20 protein-coding genes and 1 tRNA gene are annotated in these 21,356 nt (G+C 67.6%); 15 read left to right on the top strand and 6 right to left on the bottom strand.

Annotated features, from left to right (window positions below; translation table 11 throughout):
* The first annotated feature begins 270 nt into the window (after nucleotides 1-270).
* The 4 genes from rplU (at nucleotide 271) to proB (ending at nucleotide 3,712) form a co-directional block, all read left to right on the top strand.
* Complete coding sequence (gene rplU, locus JOD52_RS08785; RefSeq protein WP_017824107.1) at nucleotides 271-579, top strand: 50S ribosomal protein L21; 309 nt, start codon at nucleotides 271-273, stop codon at nucleotides 577-579.
* Nucleotides 580-615: 36 nt separating this feature from the next.
* Nucleotides 616-870 (top strand): 50S ribosomal protein L27, encoded by a 255-nt coding sequence (rpmA, locus tag JOD52_RS08780; RefSeq protein ID WP_017824106.1) that lies wholly within the window; start codon nucleotides 616-618, stop codon nucleotides 868-870.
* 121 nt (nucleotides 871-991) lie between these two features.
* Nucleotides 992-2,527 (top strand): GTPase ObgE, encoded by a 1,536-nt coding sequence (obgE, locus tag JOD52_RS08775; RefSeq protein ID WP_204409532.1) that lies wholly within the window; start codon nucleotides 992-994, stop codon nucleotides 2,525-2,527.
* A gap of 33 nt (nucleotides 2,528-2,560) precedes the next feature.
* Nucleotides 2,561-3,712: a glutamate 5-kinase gene (gene proB, locus JOD52_RS08770; protein ID WP_017824104.1), complete on the top strand. Its 1,152-nt coding sequence runs from the start codon at nucleotides 2,561-2,563 to the stop codon at nucleotides 3,710-3,712.
* A 209-nt stretch (nucleotides 3,713-3,921) separates the two neighbouring features.
* On the opposite strand, the gene rbsD is transcribed toward proB, so the two are convergent.
* The 6 genes from rbsD to JOD52_RS08740 form a co-directional block, all read right to left on the bottom strand.
* Nucleotides 3,922-4,305 carry a D-ribose pyranase gene (gene rbsD / locus JOD52_RS08765; RefSeq protein ID WP_204409530.1) on the bottom strand — a complete coding sequence of 128 codons (384 nt, stop codon included), beginning with the start codon at nucleotides 4,303-4,305 and terminating at the stop codon, nucleotides 3,922-3,924.
* Nucleotides 4,302-5,231, bottom strand: a complete 930-nt coding sequence (locus JOD52_RS08760; protein WP_204409528.1) for a PfkB family carbohydrate kinase — start codon at nucleotides 5,229-5,231, stop codon at nucleotides 4,302-4,304. The genes rbsD and JOD52_RS08760 overlap by 4 nt, the downstream gene beginning before the upstream one ends.
* Nucleotides 5,228-6,187 carry a substrate-binding domain-containing protein gene (locus tag JOD52_RS08755; protein WP_204409526.1) on the bottom strand — a complete coding sequence of 320 codons (960 nt, stop codon included), beginning with the start codon at nucleotides 6,185-6,187 and terminating at the stop codon, nucleotides 5,228-5,230. Before JOD52_RS08755 ends, JOD52_RS08760 begins: the two co-directional genes overlap by 4 nt.
* 69 nt (nucleotides 6,188-6,256) lie before the next feature.
* On the bottom strand, nucleotides 6,257-7,237 hold the full coding sequence (locus JOD52_RS08750; protein ID WP_204409524.1) for an ABC transporter permease subunit: 981 nt from the start codon (nucleotides 7,235-7,237) through the stop codon (nucleotides 6,257-6,259).
* The gene (locus JOD52_RS08745) at nucleotides 7,234-8,760 is read right to left on the bottom strand and encodes a sugar ABC transporter ATP-binding protein (protein ID WP_017824099.1); all 1,527 of its coding nucleotides are present in this window, start codon (nucleotides 8,758-8,760) and stop codon (nucleotides 7,234-7,236) included. The genes JOD52_RS08750 and JOD52_RS08745 overlap by 4 nt, the downstream gene beginning before the upstream one ends.
* A complete protein-coding gene (locus JOD52_RS08740) occupies nucleotides 8,757-9,773 on the bottom strand; it encodes a substrate-binding domain-containing protein (protein ID WP_204409522.1) in 1,017 nt (338 codons plus the stop codon). Before JOD52_RS08740 ends, JOD52_RS08745 begins: the two co-directional genes overlap by 4 nt.
* Before the next feature lie 190 nt (nucleotides 9,774-9,963).
* Between JOD52_RS08740 and JOD52_RS08735 the strand changes: the two genes are divergently transcribed.
* The 11 genes from JOD52_RS08735 (at nucleotide 9,964) to JOD52_RS08685 (ending at nucleotide 21,356) form a co-directional block, all read left to right on the top strand.
* On the top strand, nucleotides 9,964-11,343 hold the full coding sequence (locus JOD52_RS08735; protein WP_239551847.1) for a glutamate-5-semialdehyde dehydrogenase: 1,380 nt from the start codon (nucleotides 9,964-9,966) through the stop codon (nucleotides 11,341-11,343).
* 110 nt (nucleotides 11,344-11,453) lie between these two features.
* A complete protein-coding gene (locus JOD52_RS08730; RefSeq protein WP_017824096.1) occupies nucleotides 11,454-11,669 on the top strand; it encodes a hypothetical protein in 216 nt (71 codons plus the stop codon).
* 5 nt (nucleotides 11,670-11,674) lie between these two features.
* Nucleotides 11,675-12,283 (top strand): nicotinate-nucleotide adenylyltransferase, encoded by a 609-nt coding sequence (gene nadD / locus JOD52_RS08725; RefSeq protein ID WP_017824095.1) that lies wholly within the window; start codon nucleotides 11,675-11,677, stop codon nucleotides 12,281-12,283.
* Nucleotides 12,276-12,992, top strand: a complete 717-nt coding sequence (locus JOD52_RS08720) for a hypothetical protein (RefSeq protein ID WP_204409520.1) — start codon at nucleotides 12,276-12,278, stop codon at nucleotides 12,990-12,992. The genes nadD and JOD52_RS08720 overlap by 8 nt, the downstream gene beginning before the upstream one ends.
* Nucleotides 12,989-13,387: a ribosome silencing factor gene (gene rsfS, locus JOD52_RS08715; protein WP_204409518.1), complete on the top strand. Its 399-nt coding sequence runs from the start codon at nucleotides 12,989-12,991 to the stop codon at nucleotides 13,385-13,387. Before JOD52_RS08720 ends, rsfS begins: the two co-directional genes overlap by 4 nt.
* Nucleotides 13,384-14,040: a histidine phosphatase family protein gene (locus JOD52_RS08710; RefSeq protein WP_338124071.1), complete on the top strand. Its 657-nt coding sequence runs from the start codon at nucleotides 13,384-13,386 to the stop codon at nucleotides 14,038-14,040. The genes rsfS and JOD52_RS08710 overlap by 4 nt, the downstream gene beginning before the upstream one ends.
* A gap of 83 nt (nucleotides 14,041-14,123) precedes the next feature.
* Nucleotides 14,124-14,196: transfer RNA gene (locus JOD52_RS08705), tRNA-Ala, on the top strand.
* Between the two features lie 130 nt (nucleotides 14,197-14,326).
* Complete coding sequence (locus tag JOD52_RS08700; RefSeq protein ID WP_204409516.1) at nucleotides 14,327-14,524, top strand: hypothetical protein; 198 nt, start codon at nucleotides 14,327-14,329, stop codon at nucleotides 14,522-14,524.
* Between the two features lie 135 nt (nucleotides 14,525-14,659).
* Nucleotides 14,660-14,860, top strand: a complete 201-nt coding sequence (locus tag JOD52_RS08695) for a helix-turn-helix domain-containing protein (RefSeq protein WP_128773205.1) — start codon at nucleotides 14,660-14,662, stop codon at nucleotides 14,858-14,860.
* An 89-nt stretch (nucleotides 14,861-14,949) separates the two neighbouring features.
* Nucleotides 14,950-18,519 carry a helicase-related protein gene (locus tag JOD52_RS08690; RefSeq protein WP_204409514.1) on the top strand — a complete coding sequence of 1,190 codons (3,570 nt, stop codon included), beginning with the start codon at nucleotides 14,950-14,952 and terminating at the stop codon, nucleotides 18,517-18,519.
* Nucleotides 18,516-21,356 (top strand): DUF1156 domain-containing protein, encoded by a 2,841-nt coding sequence (locus JOD52_RS08685; RefSeq protein WP_204409512.1) that lies wholly within the window; start codon nucleotides 18,516-18,518, stop codon nucleotides 21,354-21,356. The genes JOD52_RS08690 and JOD52_RS08685 overlap by 4 nt, the downstream gene beginning before the upstream one ends.

The following is a 21,356-nucleotide window of genomic DNA, read 5'->3' as shown; positions in this document are numbered from 1 at the left end:
CATCAGCATTCATGCTGGTCGGACCGGCAAGACTGGTTGACCGCAGGGCCCGGGGATCGTAAGCTATCCCCTGGCGCAAAACGCGTCGAAGTCGTGATCCCGCTGGGCGTCGCGCGACCGCACCTCCCTCCTGGGGCGTTCCGGACATGACCGGAGCACACCGGGAATGGTCGACGGTCGCAGGTGCGCGGTGAGTCCGCGAGTCCGGCTCAAAGCAATTCAGCATGAACGAATTGATCAAGCATTCCCGAACCAAGATGGAGCAGTGACGTGGTGTACGCAATCGTCCGCGCAGGCGGTCGTCAGGAGAAGGTGTCGGTCGGTGACACCATCGTGATCAACCGCGTGTCCGGCGAGGCGGGCGACAGCGTCGAGCTCGCTCCCGTCCTCCTGGTCGACGGTGATTCGGTGACCTCCGCCAAGTCCGACCTGGACAAGGTGAAGGTGACCGCTGAGATCCTCGAGGAGCTGCGTGGTCCCAAAATCCGCATCCTCAAGTACAAGAACAAGACGGGCTACAAGAAGCGCCAGGGCCACCGCCAGGAGCTGACCCGCCTGAAGATCACGGGCATCGCCTGAGCGATCCCTTCGTAACGAGAGAAGGATTGATTCCAGATGGCATCGAAGAAGGGCGTCAGCTCCTCCAAGAACGGGCGTGACTCCAACGCCCAGCGCCTCGGCGTCAAGCGCTTCGGCGGCCAGGTCGTCGGCGCCGGTGAGATCATCGTGCGTCAGCGCGGTACCAAGATCCACCCCGGTGACGGCGTGGGCCGCGGCAACGACGACACCCTGTTCGCCCTCACGGCGGGCACGGTCGAGTTCGGCCGCAAGCGCGATCGCCGCGTGGTCAACGTCGTCGCTACCGCCTGAGCGCAGCGACCGCTGATCCGTCCGGCACGCCGCCGGGCAACCAGATTCGCCATCGAGGGGCGGAGCCGACAGCTCCGCCCCTCGACGCGTACCCACCCTCGTACCGCATCGGAGTAGACCCATGGCAACGTTCGTCGACCGCGTGAAACTGCACGTCGTCGCCGGTTCGGGCGGCCACGGCGCCGCCTCGATCCGTCGCGAGAAGTTCAAGCCCCTGGCGGGCCCCGACGGCGCCAACGGTGGCCGTGGTGGGGACGTGATCCTCGAGGTGGATGCCTCCACCACCACCCTTCTCCCGTATCACCACAAGCCCCACCAGAAGGCGTCCTCCGGTGACTTCGGCAAGGGCGACCTGCGCCATGGCGGCCGTGGCGAGGACCTGGTGCTGCCGGTCCCGGACGGCACCGTGATCACCACCGAGGACGGCACCGTCCTGGCGGACATGACTGGCATCGGCACCCGCTTCATCGCGGCCCGCGGCGGCTCCGGGGGCCTGGGCAACGCTGCCCTCGCCTCCCGCCACCGCAAGGCACCCGGCTTCGCCCTGCTGGGCGAACCGGGCCAGGAGCGGACCCTGATCCTGGAGCTGAAGTCCGTGGCGGACGTGGCCCTGGTGGGCTACCCCAGCGCCGGCAAGAGCTCGCTGATCGCCGCGATGAGCGCCGCGCGACCCAAGATCGCCGACTACCCCTTCACCACCCTGGTGCCAAACCTGGGAGTGGTCGAGGCGGGGGAGTACCGGTACACCGTCGCGGACGTGCCCGGGCTGATCCCCGGCGCCAGCCAGGGCAAGGGCCTGGGCCTGGACTTCCTGCGCCACATCGAGCGCTGCCACGTGATCGTGCATGTCCTGGACACCGCCGCCCTCGAATCCGATCGCGACCCGCTGAGCGACCTGGAGACCATCGAGTCGGAGCTGTCCGAGTACGCCGCCGGGCTGGACGAGCCAGGTGAAGGTCGGGTGCCGCTGATGGAGCGCCCCACCGTCGTCGTGCTGAACAAGACCGACGTGCCCGACGGCGCCGACATGGCCGACATGGTGCGCGAACGGCTCGCCGAGCGTGACGTACCGGTGCTGGACGTCTCCGCCGTGTCCCACAAGGGACTGCGCGAGCTCAGCTTCGTGCTCGGCGAACTGGTGGAGAAGGCCCGCGCCTCGCTGCCCGAGCCCTCCAGCGCCCCGATCGTCATCACCCCCGATGCAGTGGACGAGACCGACTTCCGCGTGGTCACCGAGCAGTTCGAGGGCGCGACCGCTTGGCGCGTGGTGGGCGATAAGCCCGAGCGCTGGGTGCGACAGACCGACTTCACCAACGACGAGGCCGTGGGCTATCTCGCCGACCGCCTGGCACGCCTGGGCGTGGAGCAGGAGCTGTACTCGGCCGGTGCCGTGGCCGGCTCCACCGTGCTGATCGGCCCGGATGACGACGCCGTGGTGTTCGACTGGGAGCCGACGATGATGGGCGGTGCCGAACTGCTGGGCCGCCGTGGCACCGACAAGCGCCTGGAGGACCACCACCGGCCCACCCGCGAGGAGAAGCGCGAGCAGCAGCGCGCGCGCACCGATGCACGCTTGGGCCGCCTGGCTGCCATGGAGGAGGAGCGTCGCGCCGGTCACTGGGCCGACCCCGCCGTGGACGAGGACGCCTCCTCATGATGGACGGCGGGCCCAGGTGAACGGCGGTGCCCGATGAGCGGGAACGGCACGGCGCCGCGTCAGCCGGCCCGGCTCACACAGCGTGGGCAGCTGGCGGATGCCCGCCGCATCGTGGTGAAGATCGGCTCCTCCAGCCTCACCGATGACGCCGGGCGTCTGGATAAGGTGCGGGTGCGCGAGATCGCATCCACCGCCGCCGCCCTGCTGGAGGGCGGTACCGAGGTGGTGATCGTCTCCTCCGGAGCGATCGCTGCTGCGCTGGCGCCGCTGGGTCTGGTGGAGCGGCCGCGCGAGGTCCCGTTGCAGCAGGCTGCCGCCAGCGTGGGCCAGGCACTGCTTGCCCGATCCTGGTCCCATGCCTTCGCCGCTCATGACCGGATCACCGGACAGGTCCTGCTGACGGAGTCCGATGTGATCGGACCGCAGACCTACCGCAACGTGCGCTCCGCCCTGGAGGCGCTGCTGGACCTGGGCACGGTGCCGGTGGTCAACGAGAACGACACCACCGCCACCCACGAGATCCGCTTCGGGGACAACGACCGCCTGGCAGCCCTGGTGGCCCAGCTGCTCGGGGCCGACGCCCTGGTGCTCCTGACCGACGTGGACGCCCTGTACACCGCACCCCCCAGCGATCCCGGTGCCGAGCGCATCTCCGTGGTGGAGGACGTGGCCCGGCTGTCCGGGGTGAGCATCGGCGCGGTGGGATCCAAGGTGGGCACCGGAGGGATGGTCACCAAGCTCTCGGCCGCCCAGCACGCCTCCACCACCGGTACCGCCACCGTGATGACCTCGGCCGCGCAGTTCGCCGGGGCCGTCGCGGGCGAGGACGTGGGCACCTTCTTCCCCGCCCACCACGGCCGTCGCCGATCCCGCCTGGTGTGGCTGAGGTTCGCCACCCGCGGCGCCGGCACCCTGCACGTGGACGAGGGTGCCGCCCAGGCCCTGCGCAGCCGCCGTCGCTCCCTGCTGGCCGTCGGGGTGGCCCGGGTGGAGGGCACCTTCCCCGCGGGGGTCCCGGTGGACGTGGCGGGCCCCGACGGGCAGCTGATCGCCCGGGGTCTGGTGGGCTTCAGCAGCGAGGAGCTGCGGGTGATGAGCGGCCACGGCTCCGCTGAGCTGCGTGAATCGCTGGGGGAGAGGTTCCGCCGCCCGGCCGTGCACCGCGACCAGATGGTGCTGCTGTGAGTCTCAGGAGCGGGTGAGGACCGTCTCGATGGCGGCGCCGGGGAGGGCACCTCGACGCCCTTCTCCTTCGCAACGGTGTGGATCACCACGTCCAGGCACCCCACCTGGGCGGCGAGCACGAACTCGACCGGATCGGCACCGGCGTCGTTGCCGCCCGGGCTCGGCGGCTCATGAGAGTCTGGTCGCAGCTGCAGAGTGGATCGCGATCGTCAGAAAGGAACGCCTGCACGGAGGAGAACGTTGGCGTAGGGGGACGCCTCTCCCGTGCGCACGATGAACCGCGCGGATGCAGTGAGGGACTTGAGCTCCTCGTGGGGGACCGCCTCAGCATCGGGGAACCGCTCGGCCAACCATCGACCCGCATCCTGCCCCTCCGCCTCGACGGCGCGGACTGCACCCTCGATCGCGACCTCCGAGAGGATCAGATCGAGCACGTCCGCGAAGCGGGGGATGCCGAAGCCCACGGCAAGGTCGACCTCAGGAACCCCGGGAGGAACCGGTAGCCCTGCATCGCCCACCACGAAGGTGTCCGTATGGCGTAGACGTGCAATGTGGAGGGCGAGCTGGGCGTGAAGGATACCGGTCGTCCTCATCGGGATGCCTCCGTGGGACCTGGCAGATCGTCGGTCATGTAGGGGTAGCTCGGCTGGGCACCCTCCGAACGCACCGCGAAGGCACCCACCCGCGCGGCGAAGCGGGCGGCCTCTACCAGGTCGTCGGACCCCAGCAGGTGGGCGGCGAGGGCCCCGATGAAGGCGTCGCCCGCCCCCGTGGTGTCCACGGCCGCCACTGGTGAGGCGGGCACTGGGACGACCTCGGTTGCACCGGCCGGGAGCACGAGGGCACCCTCCCCACCGAGGGTGAGGACCAGCGAGCCGATCCCCGCGCGCCGCAGTGCCTGCAGCATGTCCCCCGCATCCTCGGGCACGTCTTTGCCTGGTGCGAGCAAACCGAGGACCAGACCTGCCTCGTGCTCGTTGACGACCAGGGGATCCGCTCGGTGCAGCACCTCCGCATCGAGCTCGAGCACGGGGGCCGGATTGAGGATCACCCGCCCACCGCAGAGGCGGGCCGCCGCTTCGATGCCACTGCGGGGGATCTCCCCCTGCAGGACCACGATATCGGCGTCCTCGAGCAGAGCGGCATGGGCGCCTACAGCGGCTGCATCGACGGTGGTGTTGGCCCCGGGGACGACGACGATGGTGTTCTCCCCATGCTCGTCGACGGTGACCACTGCCAGACCCGTGGGAGTGCCGGGGCTGGTGGAGACGGTGCCCACACCGACGCCGCACTCCTTCAGCAGTGACAGTGCCGCTCCGGCATGGGCATCGTCGCCGACGGCTCCGACCATCCGCACCTCGGCACCGAGCCTCCTGGCGGCAACGGCCTGGTTGGCGCCCTTCCCCCCGGGCGTGACCGAACCATCTGCTCCGATCAGCGTCTCCCCGGGACCGGGATGGCGCTCGACTCTCAGATTGAGGTCGGCATTGATGGAGCCGACGACGACGATGCCCGTCACAGGTACTCGCTCACGTTCTCGGCGGTGACCACCACCACGTCGACCTGGACCTCGGCCTCCGGGCTGCCGCCCTCGACCACGGTCTGGGCCTGTTCGACGGCCTGGGCTCCAAGTTCACCGGGCTGCTGCGCGATGGTGGCATGCATGGTCCCGGCCTCGACGGCGGCCAATCCGTCCCCGGTGCCGTCGAAGCCGACCACGAAGACCTCCGATCCCGCCCGCGGGCCGAGGGCCTCGATGGCACCGAGCGCCATCTCGTCGTTGTGGGCGAAGATGCCGACCACGTCCGGATTCGCCTGCAGGAGGTTGGTGGCGACGTTCAGACCCTCGGCACGGTCGAAGTTCGCGGTCTGCTCCGCGACCACTTCGATGTCACCGTGCTTGGCGATCTCCTCGGTGAAGCCCTGGCCGCGGTCACGGGTGGCCGAGGCGCCGGGGACGCCTTGGAGCACGAGGATCTGGCCGGTGTCCCCGATGGCCTCGGCAAGGGCCTGGGCAGCCTGAGCGCCGCCTGCGACATTGTCGGAGGCGATGTAGGAGACCAGCTCACCACTGGTGGCATTGCGGTCCACAGCGATCACGGGGATCTCGGCGGCGTTCAGCGCTTCGATCGAGGCGGACACTGCATCGGAGTCGGTGGGATTGACGATGACGCAGGCGACCCCCTGGGTGATGGCGTTCTGCAGGTGGTTGGCCTGGGTGGAGGCATCATCGGAGGCGTCCTGCACCTCGAGGGTGAGCCCGAGCTCGTCCGCTGCCTTCCGTGCGCCGTCGACGAGCTGAACGAAGAACGGGTTCGTCTGGGTGGAGACCGACAGCATGACTGTGCCTCCACCGCCGCCTCCCTCGCCGCCGGCCTCCCCGCCGCCGCGGTTGCAGGCGGCCAGGCTGAGGGCTCCGGCGAGGACGGCGGTGAGGCCGAGAGTCTGACGTCGGGTGGGGTTGACGGGGGACATCTTTGTTCCTTTCGTGGGGCGCGGCCCCGATGGGTTGGTTGCGTAGGTGCGGTAGAGCGTTGTCAGGGGTCAGGAGTCGGTCTTGCGGCGGAAGACGTCGAAGCCGACGGCTAGTGCGATCACGCAGCCGATCACGACCTGCTGCCAGAACGAGGAGACGTTCAGGATGTTCAGACCGTTACGGATGACCGCCAGAAGGATGGCGCCGATGAGGGTGCCGGTCGCCCTGCCGGAGCCGCCGGCCAGGGAGGCGCCGCCGATGACCACGGCAGCGATCGCGTCGAGCTCGTAGCCGGAGCCGGCCTGAGGCCCTGCAGAGCGCAGGCGCCCAGCAAGCACCAGTCCTGCGAGGCCTGCGAACAGACCGGACAGGGCGTAGACCCACACCAGGACGCGCTTGACGGGGATGCCTGAGAGTCGGGCGGCCTCGATGTTCCCGCCCACGGCGTACATGGAGCGTCCCAGGACGGTCCGCGAGAGGATGAACCAGCACACAACTCCCGCCAGTGCCATCGCGAAGATCGGCACGGGAATGCCGGCCACGCGGCTCCCGAAGATGTTGACCGTGTCCGACGTATCGATGGGGGTGCCGTTGGAGACCACCAGGGTCAGGCCGCGGGCGATGGACATCATGGCGAGTGTGGCGATGAAGGCGGGCAGCTTGCCGTAGGCGATCGCGAGACCGGAGATCGAACCGGCCAGCATGCCCACCCCGAGTCCGACCACCACGGTGAGGATCCCGGGGAGGTTCAGAGAGGCGAAGGAGTAGGCGGAGACCATCGCACCCAGAGCTGCGACGGACCCCACGGACAGGTCGATCCCGGCGGTGACGATGACGAAGGTCATTCCGAAGGCGAGGATCGCGACCACGGCAGCCTGGATCCCGATGTTGATGATGTTCGGGATCGTCAGGAAGGCCGGAGTGGCGATGAACAGACCGATGCACAGCAGGATCAGCCCCACCAGTGCACCGTTGTTCATCGCCCAGTGGCCGACCTTCGAGAGGGTCGAGCGCCGGGTGGGCGAGGTGGTCTGGGCAGTGGCGGTCATGCCGCTTCTCCTTCCGAGGAGATGGTCTGGGCGGGTTCGATGTTGGAGACGGCCAGGGCCATGACGTCGTCCTCCGAGGCGGTGTTGGACTCGAGAACGCCGGTGGCGCGGCCAGCGCTCATCACCAGGAGACGATCGCTCATGCCCAGCGCCTCGGGCAGTTCACTCGAGACCATGAGCACTGCCCCGCCGTTGTCGGTGATGGCGTTGATCAGCTCGTAGATCTCGACCTTTGCGCCGACGTCGACGCCGCGGGTGGGCTCGTCCAGCAGCAGGATGCGGGTGTCGGCCAGTACCCAGCGCCCGAAGACGACCTTCTGCTGGTTGCCGCCCGAGAGGTTGCGGATGGGCTGGCCGAGACCGGCCATCCGCACGTTCAGCCGGGAGGTGACGTCATCGGCCCGTCGCTTCTCGCCGGCCCGATCCACGAGCCCTGCGCGGGCGTGATGGCGGAATGTCGCCAGGCACGTGTTGTCCTGCACCGAGTGCTCGAGCACCAGGCCCTGGGCCTTGCGGTCCTCGGGGACCAGGCCCAGTCCCGCTTCGATCGCAGCACCCACGTCCCCGGGTGGCAACTGATCGCCCTCGACGGCGACGGTGCCGCGGTCGTAGCGGTCAGCACCGAAGACGGCTCGCAGCACCTCGGTGCGGCCGGCGCCCACCAGCCCGGCTATGCCCAGCACCTCACCGGCGCGCACCTCGAAGGAGACGTCCTCGAAGTGCCCTTCGCTGCTCAGACCCTCCACGGAGAGCAGCACGTCGCCGGGCTGTTCGGGGGCGCGGCGGGGGAACTGGTCCTCGATGTCGCGGCCCACCATCAGTCGGATCAGCTCGTTCTCCGGAGTGTCTGCGGGGACCTCCTGCACGAACTGGCCGTCGCGCAGCACGGTGACGGTGTCGCCGATCCGTGCGATCTCGTCGAGGTGGTGGGAGATGAACACCATTCCCACCTGGTCGGCCCGCAGATCCTCGACCACGGAGAACAGCTGGTCGATCTCCGTTCCGGTGAGGGCCGCGGTGGGCTCGTCGAGGATCAGTATGCGGGCCTGCTGGGAGAGGGCCTTGGCGATCTCGACGAGCTGCTGCTTGGCGACCCCCAGGGTTCCCACCGGGCGGTCCAGGGGGACCCGCAGGCCGATGCGCTCAAGCGCAGCGGAGGCGTGGCGACGCAGAGAGGAGCGGTCCACGAGCCCGAGCTTCTGCGGGGTCCTGCCGAGCATGATGTTCTCGGCCACGCTGAGCTGAGGGACCAGGTTCAGCTCCTGGTGGATCGTGGCGATGCCGTGGGCTTCGGCAGCCTTGACCGTGGGGAGATGGGTCTCGTTGCCGTCGATCAGGATGCGCCCACCATCGGGCTGGTAGATGCCCGACATCATCTTAATGAGTGTGGACTTCCCTGCACCGTTCTCACCGAGCAGCACCTGCACGCGGCCGGGGAGGACATCGACGCTCACGTCATCGATCACGGTGACAGGCCCGAACGTCTTAGTGACGTGGTCCAGTCGGAGCAAGGGGGCGGTCATGCGCAGGACCTCTCTTCTGTGAGGTGATCGGCGGCGGGCCGGGCGGAGCCGCCGAGGACGAGTGTGCTGGGAAGCCGGACCGACGTGACGATCTCCCCTGCTCGCAGACGTACGAGCAGATCGACAGCGGTCGCAGCCATCTCCTGGACCTGCTGGCGCACGTACGTGAGCGACGGACGGATCAGTGCGGTGGCGGGTGTGCCGTCGAAGCCAATGAAATGGAGGCCCTCACCGAGAGTGACGCCCTGCTCGACGATCGCGCTCAGAGCACCTTCGGTGGTCTGGGCGTCGCTGGCGAGGATCGCGCGCATGCCGCTCCCGAGTAGGGAGGTGGCGGCGCGGTGGCCGGACTCGGGGTGGAAGTCTCCCTCCTGCCATTCGACCTCCACACCGTGGTGATCCGCAGCGGCGGCAACCTGTTCGATGCGTTCGATACCGGTCGATGTCGTGCGAGGACCGGTGATGAAGCCGACCCTGCGGTGCCCCAGCCGGGACATGAGGGCGATCGCCTCGTCGAGTGCCGAGCCGGTATCGCTGGTGACCGATGGGGTGGGGGAGTCGGGGATCCGCCTGTCGATGAAGACGGTGGGGATCGCGTCGTCATCAAGGCCAGCCAGGGCCTGCTCTGCATCGGCGAAGGGGGAGACGATGACGCCGTCCACGCGGCGCTCGCGCAGCACGTCGACGTACATGGCCATCTGTTCCGGGCGCTCGTCCGCGTTGCACAGGAGGGTGGTGACACCGTGCTCGAGCGCGCTCTGCTCGACCACGTGCGCCAGCTGGGAGAAGTAGGGGTTGCGCACATCGGGGATCAGCAGGCCGATGCTCGCCGTGTGGTTCGAACGCAGTGATCGAGCGAGGGAGTTGACCCTGTAGTCCAGGTCCTTGGCGGCTTGGAGCACGGCCTCGCGCGTGGCCGGGCGAACGGAACCGTTCCCGCTGAGGGCTCGAGACGCGGTGCCGAGGGACACCCCGGCACGGGCAGCGACGTCACGAATGGTCGGCCTGGCCACGTGCTCCTCCTTCGACACGTCGTCGTGTGCGGGACGCCGCCCGGAGGATCGGCGCCACCCAGAGTGGAAACGTTTCCAAAGTGAGTGGGTTAGATCATAATTGGCGCGAGCGTGGTGCGCAACAGCTGGATCCTGCACGTGCCTCTGGACACCCCTGCCGGTGCTCCCCGGCGCGGCCTACCCTTGCTCCATGAACTCGAGCCCCACGACGAGCAGCGCCTCCAGCACTCACGGGATCCCCGGGCCCCCCGGCACCCCTGGCACCGAGGGTGAGGAGGCCCTGAGCCCCGTCGAGCGGGCCGTGCGCGAGGCCGCCCGTGCGGCGAAGGGCGCCCAGCCGGCACTTGCGCGCCTGCACCGCGACCGCAAGGACGCGGTACTGCTGGCCATGGCCGAGGCCCTCGTCGACAGCGCGCCGCAGATCGTCCAGGCCAACGCGCGGGACCTCGAGGCGGCCGATGCCGCCGGCATGGCGGCCGGCCTGTGCGATCGTCTCGCCCTCACCACTGAGCGGGTAGGAGCGATCGCCCAGCAGCTGCGCGATGCCGCTGCCCTGCCCGACCCGATCGGGGAGGTGATGCAGGGATCGATCCTGCGCAACGGTCTCGAGCTGCGGCAGCTGCGGGTGCCGCTGGGCGTGATCGGGATGGTCTACGAGGCGCGCCCCAACGTGACCGTGGATGCCGCCGGTCTCGCGCTGAAGTCAGGCAATGCGGTGGTGCTGCGCGGTGGCTCCGCAGCACTGCACTCCAACACCGCCCTGATCGAGGTGCTGCGGGAAGTGCTCGCCGCCCACGACCTGCCCGTGGACCTGGTAGTCGGGATGGACGAGCACGGCCGTGAGGGCGTGGACGCCCTGATGCGCGCCCGGGGCCTGGTGGACGTGCTGATCCCGCGTGGGGGAGCGGGCCTCATCCAGCACGTGGTCACCCACTCCGTGGTGCCCGTGATCGAGACCGGCACCGGCAACACCCATGTATTCCTCGACGCCACCGCTGATCTGGACCAGGCCGTCGATATCATCACCAACGCCAAGACCCAGCGGATCGGGGTGTGCAACGCACTGGAGACCCTGCTGGTGCACCGCGACGTCGCCGAGCGGGCCCTGCCGCTGGTCGCGGCACCCCTGATCGAGGCCGGTGTGACCCTGCACGTGGACGACGCCGCCCGGGCGGCGCTGTCGGTGGAAGGACCCGGGGCCCGCGCCGACGCCTCGATCGTGGATGCCACCGAGGAGGACTGGGACACCGAGTACCTGTCCCTGGACCTCGCGGTGAAGGTGGTGGATGACCTCGATGAGGCTCTCGCCCACATCCGTGCCCACTCCACCGGCCACACCGAGTCGATCCTCACCCGCGATCTGGTCAGTCAGCAGCGGTTCCTGGCGGAGGTGGACTCCGCGGTGGTGATGGCCAACGCCTCCACGCGGTTCTCCGACGGCGGCGAGTTCGGCTTCGGTGCGGAGATCGGCATCTCCACCCAGAAGCTCCATGCCCGGGGCCCGATGGGGCTGACCGAGCTCACCTGCGGCAAGTGGATCGTGGTGGGGCAGGGGCATGTTCGTCCCTGAGGAGACGGGCACGGGCACCAGTGTGTCCGGGCGGCGGCATGTCCGGGCTCCAGGTGCCCTGCGGCCTGTGGGATGATGTCGTGGTCTCCCGTCGAAAGGCCACCTGAACCATGACCGATCAGCTCATGATCCTCGCCGAAGCCGGCGCCGCCGCCGAAGGCATCCCTGCCTACCTGGTGGGTCTGGGCATGCTCATCATCCTGCTGGGCCTGCTGGGCATCACCTACCTCGCCGGTGGCGTGCAGCGCTCCGGGCGCGAGGCGCGCCATCCCGCCGAGACCCGCACCTCCGCCCACCACCACGACACCGCCGCCAGCGACCACTGAGCCCCGTGGAGCAGCACCGGCGCCGGATCGGCGTGATGGGCGGGACCTTCGATCCCATCCATCACGGCCACCTCGTGGCCGCCAGCGAGGTCCAGAGCGTGTTCGGCCTGGACGAGGTGGTGTTCGTGCCCACCGGTCGTCCGTGGCAGAAGTCCGATCGCGAGATCTCGGACCCGGAGCACCGCTACCTGATGACCGTGGTGGCCACCGCCGCGAACCCCGTGTTCACGGTGTCGCGGGTGGACGTGGACCGGCCCGGGGCCACCTACACCATCGACACCCTGCGCGACCTGCGCACCCAGCACCCCGATGCCGACCTGTTCTTCATCACCGGTGCCGACGCCCTGCAGTCCATCCTCACCTGGAAGGACAACCAGGAGATCTTCGAGCTGGCGCACTTCGTGGGCGTCACCCGGCCGGGCCACGAGCTTGCCACCGAGGGGTTGCCCGCGGACGGCGTGACGCTGATCGAGGTGCCCGCCATGGCGATCAGCTCCACCGACTGTCGCACCCGAGTCGCCGCAGGTCAGCCCGTGTGGTACCTGGTGCCGGACGGTGTGGTGCAGTACATCAACAAGTACGCCCTGTACACAGGAGGTGACGGCATTGTCTGAGACCGATGCCCCCACCCGTCACGGCCGTCGCGCCCGCCGCCTCACCCCCGAGGAGGGGGCCGCCCAGCAGGCACTGGCCGCCGCGACCGCCGGTGACGCCACCGCAGCGCCCTCGGTGCGCGGTGCCGTCGCCCCGCCCGAGGCCGATGCGCCCGTGCCGCGACTGCGCAAGTTCGGCCGTCGCGCCCGCATCATCGAGCTGGCCGACCCCGTCGACGCGACCGTGCAGACCACCCCGGCGGATGCCTCCCCGGAGCCAGCTGACGAACAGCAGGCGGCCGATGAGATCACCCCCGACCACGAGGCTGCAGCCGGCGCAGGTTCCTCCGGTGAGTCGGACAGCAACGAGCCGGCAACCGAGAAGTCGGCCACCACCGGCGCCACCTCGACCGTCGCAGTGGACCGCGACGTGGACGGCGTGGAGCTGGGGGAGATGTCGGTGAGCGAGGCTCCCGATCCGCGCCCCGCACCCCGCTTCGAGGGCAAGGTGCTGCAGCGCGCCGACGACTCCGGCGGGCGATCCCTGCTGTGGGTGGTGTGGGTGCTGATAGGCCTGGCCGTGCTGGCCCTCATCATCCTGCTGGCCACCGGGGTGCTGGGCCCCGGCGACACCGGCGCACTCGGCGCCCTTGCAGCTCTGCCTGATCCGCACGTGCTCGATCTCGCATCCACCCCGTACCCGACACCCCTGGAGGTCACGTCCGCGTGAGTGCCCCCGACGAATCCCTCGACCTCGCCCGCGTGGCCGGCCGGGCCGCCGCCGACAAGCTCGCCAACGAAGTGATCGGCCTGGACGTCTCCGAGCAGGTCGTCATCACCGACGTGTTCCTGGTGTGCTCCGGCGACTCCGAGCGCCAGGTGTCCGCCATCGTCGACGGCGTGGAGGAGGCACTGCTGAAGGAGCGCCGCCGAAAGCCCCTGCGCCGCGAGGGTGAGCGCGATGCCCGCTGGGTGCTGCTGGATTACGGGGACATCGTGGTGCACGTGCAGCACGCCGAGGACCGCGCCTTCTACGCGCTGGAGCGGCTGTGGCGCGACGCCCCCGTGATCGACCTGCAGCTGGACCAGGCGGCCACGGTCGAGAGCACCTCGGATCCCCAGTGAGCTCGATCACCGCCGGCATGAACGGCCACGTGCGCACACGGCTGATCCTGGCCCGCCACGGGCAGACGGACTACAACCGCGAGGCCCGCCTCCAGGGCCAGGTCGACATCCCCCTGAACGCCGTGGGCCGCAAGCAGGCCAGGGCCCTGGCCGCCGCGATGGTCGAGCAGGAGCCGGACGTCATCGTCTCCTCCCCGCTCACGCGCGCCCACGAGACGGCCCTCGAGGTCGGGAAGGCCTGCGGCATCGACGTGGTCGTCGACGAGGCCTTCCTGGAGCGCGGCTTCGGGCCGTGGGAAGGACTGCGCGGCGAGGAGATCCGCAGCCGCTGGCCCCAGGAGCACGCCCTGTGGCGCGAGCACCGCTCGGTGCCAGGGCTGGGCATCGAGGACCGACCGGACGTGGCCCGTCGCGTGGCCGACCGCTGCCACCAGCTGGTGGCCGAGAACACCGGCATGACCGTGCTGGTGGTGGGCCACGGCGCCGCCACCACCCTGGGTATCACCGAGCTGCTGGGCCTGAACACCGACACCTTCCGCGGCATCGGCGGCCTGCAGAACTGCCACCGATCCGTGCTCGAGCCGCTCTACTCCGACCCCACCGGGGAGCGCATGAGGCTGGTGTCACACAACATCGCCCCTGATTTCATCTGAGGCCGCCGAGGATGTAAGCTCGCTGAGTCGCCACGCCGACGGGACGGCCCGCAGGGGCTCGACCAGGCAGGTGACTCCCACTCGGGGCTATGGCGCAGTTGGTAGCGCGCTTCCATGGCATGGAAGAGGTCAGGGGTTCGAATCCCCTTAGCTCCACCCCACGCACAAGGCTCGAACCCTTGCCAACGTCAATGTTGGTAGAGGTTCGGGCCTTGTTGGCATCTGCGGCCCAGGTCAGCGCGTTGGCGTTGACCTCTGGGTCGAGCAGCATTTCGAAGGGCCGGTGGTGCTCGACGCGCAGCTCGTTGTCCTCGTCGATGTAGACCTTGGTGAAGAACGCCTGGTTGCAGAGCCGCCGGTTCGTGTCGTGGCAGCGGGCGTAGATGTCGGCGCAGTAGGCGAGGAGCCCGAGCGCGTCGTCGAGGTGCGCGCGGGAGTCGGCGTAGTCGCCGTAGTGGGCGTCGATGCGCCGATTCACAGCTGACGCCCTGATCGCTTCGGCTCAACTGCACCGATGTCGTTCGGCCACGCCCGGACAAACCCAGTTCAAGCGGCACAACTTCCGATACGATGGAGCACGTTGGCCCGCCCGGGTCACGGAGCGCGAGGGAGGACCAACGTGGCTGAGCCGTGGCTGTCCGCAGACGACATCGCCGCCCACCTCGGGGTCACCAAAGACACCGTCTACACCTGGATCGCCGAGAAGGCCATGCCCGCCCACAAGGTCGGCCGCCTCTGGAAGTTCCAAGCCAGCGAGATCGACGACTGGGTGCGCCGCGGCGGCGCGGCCGCCGACTCTGACCCATCCCCGCCAGGGTGATCGTTCCGCTCGATTTGAGCCGCTGCTGACGCTTTGTCGGTGGCACCCCATATCCTGACCCACTGCCCAAAACCGGAAGGAGGCACCCCGTGACAGAAGCAACAGCCGATGAGACGTTGACGCTCGCGACGCTGCGCGCGGGCCAGCGCCTCCGAGGCCTCGTGCCGGGCCAGACCGTCACCTTGATCGCCATCGACCCCATCGACGCTGGCCTGTTCGAGGTCTTCTACCGTGACGATTCCGGCCGCAGCGGCGCTCGCGCGATCACCGACGCCGACGTGGCGCGCTTCGAGATCGCGGGCGACTTCGACTCTGCTCCGGCCTACGATGCAGACCCGGACGAGTTCCGGCTCGCGGCCGAGGCGCTGCGGATCAAGTACGCCGCACTGTATGACCCGATGGTCGCGGTCAACAGTTCCGACGTTGACCCGCTGCCGCACCAGATTCGCGCGGTCTACGAAGAGCTGCTGCCGCGCATCCCGCTGCGGTTCCTGCTCGCGGACGACCCCGGCGCGGGCAAGACGATCATGGCCGGCCTGTACGTGAAGGAGCTGATCCTGCGCTCGGACTGCGAGCGAGCGATCATCGTTGCCCCTGGTGGTCTGGTTGAGCAGTGGCGTGAGGAGCTATCGCAGAAGTTCGACCTGCGCTTCGAGGTTTTCGGCCGCCAGATGGTCGATGACGCCCAGGGCCGCAACGTCTTCGCGGAGCACCCTTTCCTGATCGCCCGCATGGACCAGCTCTCACGCAGCGAAGACCTGATCGAGCAGCTCGGCGAGGTCACCTGGGATGTCGCGGTCGTGGACGAGGCCCATCGCATGTCGGCGCACTACTCGTCCTGGGCGGGCGAGGTCGATGAGACCAAGCGGTTCAAGCTCGGACGTCTGCTGTCGGAGACTGCGCACAACTTCCTTTTGATGACCGCGACCCCGCACGCGGGCAAGGAAGAGGACTTCCAGCTGTTCATGTCGCTGCTGGACCGTGATCGTTTCGAGGGCCAGTACCGGCAGGGCGTGCACCGCACCGACACCCACGGCCTGATGCGCCGCATGGTGAAGGAAGACCTGCTCACGTTCGAGGGCAAGCCACTGTTCCCCGAACGCAAGGCCTACACCGTCGAGTACGAGCTCAGCCCCGCCGAGCGGGAACTTTACGAGCTGGTCACTGACTACGTCCGCACCGAGATGGGACGAGCCGAGCGGATCGCTCAGGCGGGCGACAAGAAGCGCGGCAACAACGTCGGCTTCGCGCTCACCGTGCTTCAGCGACGCCTGGCGTCCAGCCCGGAAGCGATCCTGCGATCGCTGGAACGACGCCAACAGCGCCTCGACACGAAGCTTCGGGACATGCAGCGTGTCACCGAGACGGCCCGCTTGACCGGTGCGGTCGCCCAGCTACCTATCGACGATGCGGCTCTCCCGGCGTTCTCGATTGAAGACTTCGAGGACTTCGACGAGGAGACCACCGACGAAGAACGCGCCCAGTTCGAGGAACAAGCCGACCAAGTTGTCGATCTCGCGACTGCGGCGCAGACGATCCCTGAGTTGCGGGCTGAGATCGCGATCCTCGAAGACCTCATCAAGGTCGCCCGTCGCGTCAGGCTGCAGGACGACGATAAGAAGTGGGTGCAGCTGCGCACCATCCTCGACGAGCAACTCCTGACCCACGACGGTTCCGGCGACGCCCGCAAGATCATCATCTTCACCGAGCACCGCGACACGCTCGACTACCTGCACGCCAAGATCACCGCACAGTTCGGGCGCGCGGACTCGGTCATCACGATCCACGGCGGCACCCGCCGAGAGGATCGCAAGCTCGCCCGTGAGCGCTTCACCCACAACCCCGACACCGTGGTCCTGCTCGCCACCGACGCTGCCGGTGAAGGGTTGAACCTTCAACGCGCACACCTGATGGTCAACTACGACCTGCCGTGGAACCCGAACCGCATCGAGCAGCGCTTCGGCCGCATCCACCGCATCGGCCAGCGCGAGGTCTGCCACCTGTGGAACATGGTCGCGAGAGACACCCGCGAGGGCGACGTGTTCACCCGGCTGCTGGCGAAGATCGACCAGATGTCGATCGCCTACAACGGCAACCTGTTCAACGTGCTCGGCGACGCCGACGCCTTCCAGGAACGCTCACTGCGCGACCTGCTGATCGAAGCGATCCGCTACGGCGACCAGCCCCAGGTCAAGGCCAAGCTCGACCGCATCATCGACGCCGGAGTCTCACACGGACTCGATGAGATGCTCGCCGAACGAGCGCTCCACCCCGAGATGTTCTCCGCGCTCAACCTCGACGAAGTCCGGGCACGGATGGAGAAGGCCCGCGAACGCCGACTCCAGCCCGGCTACATCGCCGCCTTCTTCATCCCCGCGCTCACACGCCTCGGCGGACGCATCCGCAAGCGCGAGAAGGGCCGCTACGAGATTACCCGCGTTCCCGCCCGCGTGATCGACACCGCGCGTCGCATCAACCGGTGGGCACCCGTCGCTGAACAGTACGAGCGCATCACCTTCGAGCTCGCGCATATGCATCCCGACGGACTCGCCGACGCCTCCCTCATCGCACCCGGGCACCCGCTGCTACACGCCGTGATCGAAGCCACCATCGACGACCTCGGCCCCACCCTCAAGCAAGGCACCGTGCTCGTTGACCGCCGCACCAAGCAGACCGACGCACCGATGCTGATGTTCAGCGTCGAGCAGCGCATCGAGAACACCGCAACTGACGCCGACACCGTCTCCCACCATTTCGACTACCCGCTACTCGAACAGGACGGCACCGTCACCGTCTCGGCAGCCCCGCCGTACCTCGACTACGACCGCCCCGAACCCGGCGAAGCCGAGGCCATCACCGAGATCGTCAGCAGTGACTGGGCGCGGCAGAACCACGAGAAACTCGTGCGCGCCTGGGCCTACCGTGAAGGGCTCCAGCCCCGGATGGACGAGATCAAGGCCCGACTCGACATCGAAACCGCACGGGCCCGGGCGCAGGTGAAAGACCGGCTGCTGGCCGAGATCAACCACTGGGATCGCGAGCACAACCGACTCGAAGCACTCGAGCGCGCAGGAACCGTCGGCCGACTCCGCGCCGAGACCGCACTCGTCCGCGCACGCCAGCTCGACGAGCGCCTGAACCACCGGCTCGAACAGCTCGACGAGGCCACCAACCTCGTCGCCGTACCCGCAGTCATCCGAGGCGCAGCGCTCGTCATCCCCGGCGACCTCCTCGCCACCGACGATGCCCCCGCGCCGCAGACTTTCGCTCGCCAGACCGAGGAAGTCGAACGCAGAGCCGTTGACGCCGTCCTCGCTGCTGAGCGTGCGCTCGGACGCACTCCGGTTGAGATGCCGCGCAACAACCCCGGCTACGACATCCAATCCACCGACACTCAAGGCTTCGTCCACTACATCGAGGCCAAGGGACGCATCGAGGGCTCCGACACCTTCACCATCACCACCAACGAGATCACCTTCGCCCAGACCCAGGGAGACCGGCACCGACTCGCCCTGGTCGAAGTATCGACCAGCGGCCTGGAGCAGGACCAACTGCGCTACGTCTCCGACGCATTTGCGCACCTCGAACCATCCGCGACCACCCGCTCCTACAACGAGGTCTGGCGCGACTACTGGGAACGCGGAGGACCACCGCGATGACCCACACCACCGACAACCAGACCAACGCCAGCGAGAGAAGTACCGTGACCGCACCGAAGAAGAAGCTCATCGAAGTCTCGCTGCCGCTCCAGGCCATCAATGATGCTGCACAGCATGAGAAGTCTGTTCCCCGCAAGGGGCACCCATCGACTATGCACCTGTATTGGGCACCAAGGCCGCTTGCGGCTGCGCGCGCCGTGCTGTTTGCACAACTGGTGGATGATCCCTCTTCGCGGCCCGAGGAGTTTCCGAGCTCCGAGGAGCAGGACGCTGAACGAGCTCGACTCCACGCTCTGGTATCTGAGCTTTCAAAGTGGGAGAACTCGAACAACGAGGCCGTGCTGGATCAGGCGAGACGTGAGATTCGCCGATCCACCTCAGATCGTCAACTGCGTTTTCTCGACCCATTCGCGGGTGGGGGTGCGATCCCGCTAGAGGCCCAGCGACTCGGGCTAGACACGTTCGCGTCGGACTTGAACCCAGTCGCGGTACTCAAGACGCGCGGCCTGCTGGAGATTCCTACGCGGTTCGCCAATCAACCGCCAGTTCATCCCGATGCAGAGGCCCGTTCCGTTGACTGGGTCGGCGCGCAGGGGTTGGCGGAGGACGTTCGCAAGTATGGCGCTTGGCTCAGGGACGAGGCATTCGCGCAGATCGGTGACAGGTATCCGAAGGTGACAGCCCCAGGAGGGACCGAACATACTGTCATCGCGTGGCTCTGGGCGCGCACCGTACGGAGCCCGAATCCGTTCAATCCAATCGAGACTCCCTTAGTTCGATCTTGGTGGCTAAGCAAGAAGAAGGGCAAGGAGGCTTGGATCGAAGCGAAGGTCGTAGACGGAGTCGTAAAGTACACGATCCGCAACGACAAGCACGGGCCCACCAAAGAAGACGACGGCACGATGAGGCGTGGGAACGCCGTTGCACTCGGTGATGGCACCGTAATTGACAACGATTACATCCGAGCTGAGGCAAAGGCTGGACGTCTCGGCGTGCACCTGATCGCGGTGGTCGCAGAGGGTGAGCGCCGCCGACTCTACATAGAACCAAGCCAAGAGCACGTCAATGCCGCTCTCGTTGGGCGCCCAGATAACGTGCCTGATCAACTGATTCCAACTCGGAACCACGATGTGGATCGGCTGCCGATGTACGGCATGCCCACCTGGGCGGATGCGTTCACGAACCGACAGTTGCTTGCTCTCACCACCATCAGCGATCTCATCGCGAAGGCCCGCGAGAAGGCGATCGATGATGCACTCGCGCAAGGCATGCCGGAGGGCAAGAGCTTTGCCTCCGCCGGGGCCGGTGCCGTGGCCTACGGGGATGCGGTTGCGACTTACCTAGCCTTTGCTCTAAGCAAGCTATCCGACTGGTCGTCTTCGATCTGTAGTTGGATTTCAGGGATCGAAGGCGTTCGAGACACCTTCGCTCGACAAGCCCTCCCTATGGTCTGGGACTATGTCGAGATCAATCCCTTCTCGAACTCTGTTGGCCACTTCTATACTCACGTCGATTGGGTTGCGGCGGGCGTGGCAGCCATGCCAATCGGCACTAGTTCCGAACCGGGGCGCGTCCAGCAAGCCAACGCGGCAACCCGCGACTACGCCAACTATGTTGTGAGCACAGACCCGCCCTACTACGACAACATTGGGTACTCCGACCTTTCGGATTTCTTCTACGTTTGGCTACGTCGGTCGCTTGGTGACATTCACCCGGATGTTCTTGGAACTCTCCTCACCCCGAAGGAGGGAGAGCTCGTCGCGAACCCCAATAGACACGGCGGCCGTGACGGTGCTGAGAGGTTCTTCGTCGAGGGCTTCAATCAGGTCTTCCGACGCATCCGAGAGGGTGCGGAGCCGGGCATTCCGATGACTGTCTACTACGCGTATAAGCAGCAGGACACCAGAGACACGGGAACATCTTCGACAGGCTGGCACACGCTCCTCAGTGGGCTCATCGAGTCGGGGTGGGAGGTCAACGCAACGTGGCCGATGCGAAGCGAGCGCGCTGGCCGTATGGTGAGTGTCGGGACGAATGCGCTTGCATCCTCGATTCTCTTGGCCTGCCGACCGCGTGCTGCCACTGCGAGCGCGACGACTCGACGCGCGTTCGTGGCCACACTGAAGTCGGAGTTACCGGAGGCGCTCCGCACGCTTATTCAGGGCTCAATTGCGCCGGTCGATCTGGCACAGGCGGCCATCGGTCCCGGCATCGCAGTCTTCTCGCGATTCTCACGGGTTCGCGAAGCAGACGGCTCTGATATGAGCGTGAAAGACGCGCTGCTGCTGATCAATTCCACTTTGGATGAAGTGCTCGGCGAGCAAGAGTCTGACTTCGATCCGGATACGCGATTCGCGGTCAAGTGGTACCGGCAGTACGGCTGGACGCAAGAGAGCTCCGGTATCGCCGACCAGCTGGCGCGTTCCTCTGACACATCGATCGGTGCTCTGGAGCGCGGCGGCATTTTCGAGGCGAAGGGCGGCAAGGCTCGGCTCCTCCCGCCAGCGCAGCTCGATGGAGACTGGGATGCGACCTCCGACGATCGTGTCAGCGTGTGGGAAGCGACCGTCCGTCTCGCTGCGGTGATGGCGAAGGATGGTGCCGACAAGGTGGCGGAGCTGCTGCCGTCGGTGCAAACGCGCGTGAACCTGGATGCGGTGAAGGAGCTGGGGTTCCTGCTGTTCCACGAGGCGGAGAAGAAGAAGGACACGAAGGACGCGATCCTGTTCAACGGTCTGGTGAGCGCCTGGGGCGACGTGAACGAGCAGGCGCGCAAGTTCGCCGCGACGCCGCGTTCGTCGCAGCAGGAGTTCGACTTCGATGAGGACGAGGATTAG

The sequence above is a fragment of the Brachybacterium muris genome, assembly GCF_016907455.1.
Taxonomy (GTDB): domain Bacteria; phylum Actinomycetota; class Actinomycetes; order Actinomycetales; family Dermabacteraceae; genus Brachybacterium; species Brachybacterium muris.
This window is presented reverse-complemented; position numbering and strand designations above follow the sequence as displayed.

Excerpts from the sequence above, each read along its gene's own strand:
- obgE (WP_204409532.1), top strand. The coding sequence starts at position 992 with ATGGCAACGTTCGTCGACCGCGTGAAACTGCACGTCGTCGCCGGTTCG.
- JOD52_RS08745 (WP_017824099.1), bottom strand. The coding sequence starts at position 8,760 with ATGACCGCCCCCTTGCTCCGACTGGACCACGTCACTAAGACGTTCGGG.
- proB (WP_017824104.1), top strand. The coding sequence starts at position 2,561 with ATGAGCGGGAACGGCACGGCGCCGCGTCAGCCGGCCCGGCTCACACAG.
- rbsD (WP_204409530.1), bottom strand. The coding sequence starts at position 4,305 with ATGAGGACGACCGGTATCCTTCACGCCCAGCTCGCCCTCCACATTGCA.
- rpmA (WP_017824106.1), top strand. The coding sequence starts at position 616 with ATGGCATCGAAGAAGGGCGTCAGCTCCTCCAAGAACGGGCGTGACTCC.
- JOD52_RS08755 (WP_204409526.1), bottom strand. The coding sequence starts at position 6,187 with ATGTCCCCCGTCAACCCCACCCGACGTCAGACTCTCGGCCTCACCGCC.
- JOD52_RS08750 (WP_204409524.1), bottom strand. The coding sequence starts at position 7,237 with ATGACCGCCACTGCCCAGACCACCTCGCCCACCCGGCGCTCGACCCTC.
- JOD52_RS08730 (WP_017824096.1), top strand. The coding sequence starts at position 11,454 with ATGACCGATCAGCTCATGATCCTCGCCGAAGCCGGCGCCGCCGCCGAA.
- JOD52_RS08685 (WP_204409512.1), top strand. The coding sequence starts at position 18,516 with ATGACCCACACCACCGACAACCAGACCAACGCCAGCGAGAGAAGTACC.
- JOD52_RS08735 (WP_239551847.1), top strand. The coding sequence starts at position 9,964 with ATGAACTCGAGCCCCACGACGAGCAGCGCCTCCAGCACTCACGGGATC.